This window comes from Agromyces sp. P1_H4, from assembly GCF_056405255.1.
Genome location: NZ_JBFUCL010000410.1, coordinates 1 through 2,944, shown reverse-complemented (window position 1 = coordinate 2,944; position 2,944 = coordinate 1). Strand labels below are relative to the sequence as shown.

The following is a 2,944-nucleotide window of genomic DNA, read 5'->3' as shown; positions in this document are numbered from 1 at the left end:
ATCTCGAGCCGCGCGATCGCCTCGCGGATCGGCGTGCGGCTCACCCCGAGCCACTGCTCGAGCTCGGGGTCGCGCAGGCGCTCGCCGGGGGCGAGCTCGCCGCTCACGATCGCGTCGCGCAGCTCGCGGTAGGCGTAGTCGCGCAGGGAGCTCGGGCGCACGACGGCGCGTGCGGCGGTCAGTGGCATGCAATATATTGCAGCGGATGCCGCAGCGCATGTCAAGGCAGGTGTGACGAGCGGCTACGCGAGCGGCCGGGCGCCCGGCCCGCGCACGACGGCGACGCCCGCGGGGTCGCGCTCCACGCCGTCGGCGTCGACGAACGCGAGACGCAGGGGAGCGCCCGAGTCGCGGTCGGTGTAGAGGGCGGCCGGCCCGAAACCGCTCGGGCGGTGCTCGTCGCCCCAGGCGCTCATGGCGGCGAGGACCGGCAGCAGGGCCCGCCCGGCATCCGTCAGCACGTATTCCTCGCGCTCGCGCTCGCCCTCGTCGCGGTAGGGCCGACGCTCGAGGATGCCGCCGTCGACGAGTCGTCCGAGGCGGTCAGTGAGCACGTCGGGCGCGATGCCCAGGCGGGAGCGGAACTCGGCGAATCGGGTGCGGCCCCACATCGCCTCGCGCACGATGAGCAGCGACCACTTCTGGCCGAGCACCTCGAGGCTGCGGGCGATCGAGCAGCGCTCGACGGCCGCGGCGGCGTCGTCGGTGCGGCCGACGGCAGTCACGGCAAGCGTCAGCTCGCCGACGGCGGTCGCCGTGGCATCCGCTTCACGTTCCATGCATTCAGCATACCAACTGACTAGGAAAAACAGATCCAGCGTGCTAACTTGGTGATTCCAACTCAGGGGATCGAGAGGCGGCACCCATGGCTCTATCGGATCGGGCAGGATTCTGGACCGCGGCATCCGTCGCCGGACTCGCGCTCTGGGCGAGCGCAGCGCCCACGGTCGTGTATCCGCTGTATGCGGCGGAGTGGCAGCTGCAGCCGTCGGTGACGACCGCGATCTTCGCGATCTACCCGCTCGTGCTGGTGCCGGTGCTCATCGTGTTCGGCAACCTGTCCGACGTGATCGGCCGGCGGGCGGTCATCCTGATGGGGCTGGCTGCGCTCACGGCCGGCTCGGTCGCCTTCGGGCTCGCTCCCGACCTGGCCTGGGTCTTCATCGGACGCGCGCTCATGGGCGTCGGCGTCGGGCTCTCGCTGAGCCCAGCCACGGCCGCCATGGTCGAGTTCGGCGGCCGCGACGGCGCACGCCGTGCGAGCTCGGCGACGACCGCGGCCACCGCCGGCGGGCTGGCACTCGCGACGATCGTCGGGGGAGCGCTCGTGCAGTACGCGCCGGCCCCGCTGCACCTGAGCTTCTGGGTGCTCACGGCGGTCACGGTGCTGGTCGGTGCGTTCGTGTTCGCCCTTCCCCGGCACACCCGCGACGAGGCATCCGGCACGTGGCGACCGCGACTGCCCCGGATGCCGCGTGAGGAGCGTGGGGCGTTCACGGCCGGCACACTCGGCATCTCGGCGGCCTATGCGATGGGCGCCATCTTCCTCGCGCTCGGCGCGCAGATCGCCCGCGACCTCGTGCGCAGCGACAATGCGTTCGTCAACGGCGCCATCATCTCCATCTCGGCGGTGACGATCGGCGTGGTCGCGGTGCTCGCCCGGCCGCTGCGCCCCCGGGTCGCCGTCACGCTCGGTCCGGCGCTCGCGCTCGTGGGTCTCGGCCTGCTCATCGTGGCGGGGCTCGACCACTCGCTCGCGGCATTCATCGCCTCATCGCTCGTGGCGGGCGCCGGCTACAGCCTCATGTTCTCGGGCGGGCTCGGCCTCGTCACCGGGAGCGCGCCCGCACACCATCGCGCGGCCGTGATCTCGGCGGCCTACGTCGTGGGCTACCTCGTGCAGGCGGTCGCGGCGCTCGGGCTCGGCGTGCTCGCCACGACCGCGGGCCTGCAGGTCGCGCTCGAGCTCGGGGCGCCGGTCATCCTCCTGCTCGGCGTCGCGGCGCTCGTGGTGGCGAACGCCGGGCGGAGGCGGAGTGCCGTGGTCGCGTCGGCGTAATTCGACGTCGCGGCCCGGTCGCGGGCTGGGTCCTCGCCAGGGTCGCGGATGTCGGCGCCCGGGCGTACCGTGTGCGGCATCCGAGACAGGGAAGACACCATGGCGAACCTCGTCGTGCACTTCGAGATCCACGCGTCGGAGCCGCAGCGGCTCATCGACTTCTACTCCGAGCTGCTCGGATGGGAGTTCACGCAGTTCGGCGAGATGCCGTACTGGTCCATCGACACCGGCGAGGGTGCCATCGGCAACACCGCCGGGCAGCCGGGCCTCGGCATCAACRGCGGCCTGACCCAGCGCATGGGCCCGAAGCCCGAGGTGGGCGCCGCCGTGAACGGATGCAACATCGTCGTGGGCGTCGATGACGTCGACGCGCTCATGCGTCGCGGCCTGGAACTGGGCGGCGCCGAGGCCCTGCCCGCCGACGACATGCAGGGCGTCGGCAGGGTCGGCTACCTGCTCGACCCCGACGGCAACGTGTTCGGGCTCATCTCGCCGGTGATGTCCGACGGCACCAGGGCGATGTGAGGCGCTGAGGTCCGGCAGGTCGCGCCGCAGATCTTCGGTGATCGGTCGCCGCGTCGATGTCGGATGCCGGTGGCAGACTGGCCCCGTGCTGCTCGACGAGCTCGTGACCACGGCCGACGCCGTCACGTCGACGCGCTCGCGCCTGGCCAAGGTCGACGCGCTGGCCGATCTCCTCCGTCGGCTCGAGCCCGACGAGATCGCGCCCGCGGTCGGGTTCCTCGTGGGCAAGCCGCGACAGGGCCGTGTCGGCGTCGGATGGCGCGGGGTCGCCGCCGCGATGGGCGAGCCGGCCGCCGAGCCCAGCCTCACCGTGGCCGAGCTCGACGAGCTGCTCGACCGGCTGGCTCTCACGGGTGGAGC

The 2,944-nt window shown here is 72.4% G+C and carries 4 protein-coding genes and 1 pseudogene; 3 read left to right on the top strand and 2 right to left on the bottom strand.

The genetic code is table 11. The annotated features are described in order from the left end of the window. Together AC1DY2_RS18060 and AC1DY2_RS18055 are read right to left on the bottom strand one after the other, a co-directional pair. A partial coding sequence (locus AC1DY2_RS18060) for a GntR family transcriptional regulator (RefSeq protein WP_476763668.1) occupies positions 1-188 on the bottom strand: 188 nt, incomplete at its 3' end. A gap of 54 nt (positions 189-242) precedes the next feature. Further along, positions 243-779, bottom strand: coding sequence for a winged helix-turn-helix transcriptional regulator (locus tag AC1DY2_RS18055; protein WP_476763667.1), 537 nt, complete (start codon positions 777-779; stop codon positions 243-245). Positions 780-865: 86 nt separating this feature from the next. On the opposite strand from AC1DY2_RS18055, the gene AC1DY2_RS18050 reads away from it, so the two are divergent. The 3 genes and pseudogenes from AC1DY2_RS18050 to AC1DY2_RS18040 all read left to right on the top strand — a co-directional run. Further along, entirely contained in the window at positions 866-2,059 is a 1,194-nt protein-coding gene (locus tag AC1DY2_RS18050) for an MFS transporter (RefSeq protein WP_476763666.1), read from the top strand. Between the two features lie 99 nt (positions 2,060-2,158). Next, the gene (locus AC1DY2_RS18045) at positions 2,159-2,584 is read left to right on the top strand and encodes a VOC family protein (protein WP_476763665.1); all 426 of its coding nucleotides are present in this window, start codon (positions 2,159-2,161) and stop codon (positions 2,582-2,584) included. Between the two features lie 85 nt (positions 2,585-2,669). Then, positions 2,670-2,944 (top strand): annotated as a pseudogene (locus tag AC1DY2_RS18040) (ATP-dependent DNA ligase); the annotation flags it as partial.